General features: G+C 44.7%; 2 tRNA genes and 2 rRNA genes (1 of these 4 cut by a window edge). All 4 read left to right on the top strand.

From position 1 onward, the window contains the following. The first annotated feature begins 262 nt into the window (after positions 1–262). Positions 263–1783 (top strand): 16S ribosomal RNA (locus ABNT61_RS07455). A 78-nt stretch (positions 1784–1861) separates the two neighbouring features. Continuing rightward, a tRNA-Ile gene (locus ABNT61_RS07450) sits at positions 1862–1935 on the top strand. Between the two features lie 83 nt (positions 1936–2018). Beyond that, a tRNA-Ala gene (locus tag ABNT61_RS07445) sits at positions 2019–2092 on the top strand. Positions 2093–2261: 169 nt separating this feature from the next. After that, a 23S ribosomal RNA gene (locus ABNT61_RS07440) occupies positions 2262–2500 on the top strand; it runs 2549 nt beyond the window's last position. Together the 16S and 23S rRNA genes with 2 tRNA genes alongside form the textbook arrangement of a ribosomal RNA operon.

Genomic DNA, 2500 nt, shown 5'->3' with positions numbered 1-2500 from the left:
TTCTAAATTTGCATCCGCTTTCAGAAATGAAGTAAACGATCACAGAGATTTTGGAATAACAAATAAGTTAATCAGTTCGATTCTGATGTCTTTACAAAGATTAAGTTAATTGAGGTTTTGGTTGAAATAGACTAAATATTAAGGTTAGCGAAGTTCATTGATAATATTGAAATTGACAGCGTAATTAAAGAGTAGAATAACACATAACTTCTACGAAGTTAAATTCTTTTGAAACTTATTCATTAAAATTATTAAAGATTTTACAATGAAGAGTTTGATCCTGGCTCAGGATGAACGCTAGCGGCAGGCTTAACACATGCAAGTCGAGGGGTAACAGGAGGAAGCTTGCTTCTTTGCTGACGACCGGCGAACGGGTGCGTAACGCGTATAGAATCTGCCTTGTACAGGAGGATAGCCTTTAGAAATGAAGATTAATACTCCATAATGTAGGGAAGTGGCATCACTATCTTACTAAAGATTTATCGGTACAAGATGACTATGCGTCCTATTAGCTAGATGGTAAGGTAACGGCTTACCATGGCTACGATAGGTAGGGGGTCTGAGAGGATTATCCCCCACACTGGTACTGAGACACGGACCAGACTCCTACGGGAGGCAGCAGTGAGGAATATTGGTCAATGGAGGCAACTCTGAACCAGCCATGCCGCGTGCAGGAAGACTGCCCTATGGGTTGTAAACTGCTTTTATACAGGAAGAAACAGACCTACGTGTAGGTCCTTGACGGTACTGTAAGAATAAGCACCGGCTAACTCCGTGCCAGCAGCCGCGGTAATACGGAGGGTGCAAGCGTTATCCGGAATCATTGGGTTTAAAGGGTCCGCAGGCGGTCAATTAAGTCAGAGGTGAAATCCCATAGCTTAACTATGGAACTGCCTTTGATACTGGTTGACTTGAGTTATACGGAAGTAGGTAGAATAAGTAGTGTAGCGGTGAAATGCATAGATATTACTTAGAATACCGATTGCGAAGGCAGCCTACTACGTATATACTGACGCTCATGGACGAAAGCGTGGGGAGCGAACAGGATTAGATACCCTGGTAGTCCACGCCGTAAACGATGGACACTAGTTGTTGGAATTATTCAGTGACTAAGCGAAAGTAATAAGTGTCCCACCTGGGGAGTACGGTCGCAAGATTGAAACTCAAAGGAATTGACGGGGCCCGCACAAGCGGTGGAGCATGTGGTTTAATTCGATGATACGCGAGGAACCTTACCAGGGCTTAAATGTAGAGTGACAGGTCTAGAGATAGATTTTTCTTCGGACACTTTACAAGGTGCTGCATGGTTGTCGTCAGCTCGTGCCGTGAGGTGTCAGGTTAAGTCCTATAACGAGCGCAACCCTTATCGTTAGTTGCCAGCAAGTAAAGTTGGGGACTCTAGCGAGACTGCCGGTGCAAACCGTGAGGAAGGTGGGGATGACGTCAAATCATCACGGCCCTTACGTCCTGGGCTACACACGTGCTACAATGGTATGGACAATGAGCAGCCACAACGCGAGTTGGAGCGAATCTACAAACCATATCACAGTTCGGATCGGAGTCTGCAACTCGACTCCGTGAAGCTGGAATCGCTAGTAATCGGATATCAGCCATGATCCGGTGAATACGTTCCCGGGCCTTGTACACACCGCCCGTCAAGCCATGGAAGCTGGGGGTGCCTGAAGTCGGTGACCGCAAGGAGCTGCCTAGGGTAAAACTGGTAACTAGGGCTAAGTCGTAACAAGGTAGCCGTACCGGAAGGTGCGGCTGGAACACCTCCTTTCTAGAGAAAGATGGTGAGTTACAAAAGTGGTTATTTTACTCTGCTGTTAATTTTATAAAAGAGACTAAGATCTTAAATAGTCTTGTAGCTCAGCTGGTTAGAGCGCTACACTGATAATGTAGAGGTCGGCAGTTCGAGCCTGCCCAAGACTACTATTTAAAGATTAGGAAATTCTAGAAGTTGAGTGAAGAGGAGTTATTACTCATAACTCAGGCTAAATCTCATACTAGATTATGGGGGATTAGCTCAGCTGGCTAGAGCGCTTGCCTTGCACGCAAGAGGTCACCGGTTCGACTCCGGTATTCTCCACAAAGAGTTAGATAGGTTTATTGCCTGTCATGGCTCATGACAAGTTCATTGACATATTGGTAAAATGATATCGTAAAGAATCAAGATAGAGAGTTAGATTAAATCTAACAAAATATTTTTATAAAGAATTATAAAGAGCTCGTTTTGACGCAAGTCAAAGCAAAAAGTACAATAAGCTAAATAAGGGCGTATGGCGGATGCCTAGGCTTTCAGAGGCGATGAAGGACGCGATAAGCTGCGATAAGTTACGGGGAGTGGCACATACATTATGATCCGTAAATTTCCGAATGGGGCAACCCACTATACTGAAGGTATAGTACCGAAAGGAGCAAACCCGGTGAACTGAAACATCTAAGTAACCGGAGGAAGAGAAAACAATAGTGATTCCGTTAGTAGTGGCGAGCGAAC

The sequence above is a fragment of the Tenacibaculum sp. 190524A05c genome, from assembly GCF_964036595.1.
GTDB lineage: Bacteria > Bacteroidota > Bacteroidia > Flavobacteriales > Flavobacteriaceae > Polaribacter > Polaribacter platacis.
This window is presented reverse-complemented; position numbering and strand designations above follow the sequence as displayed.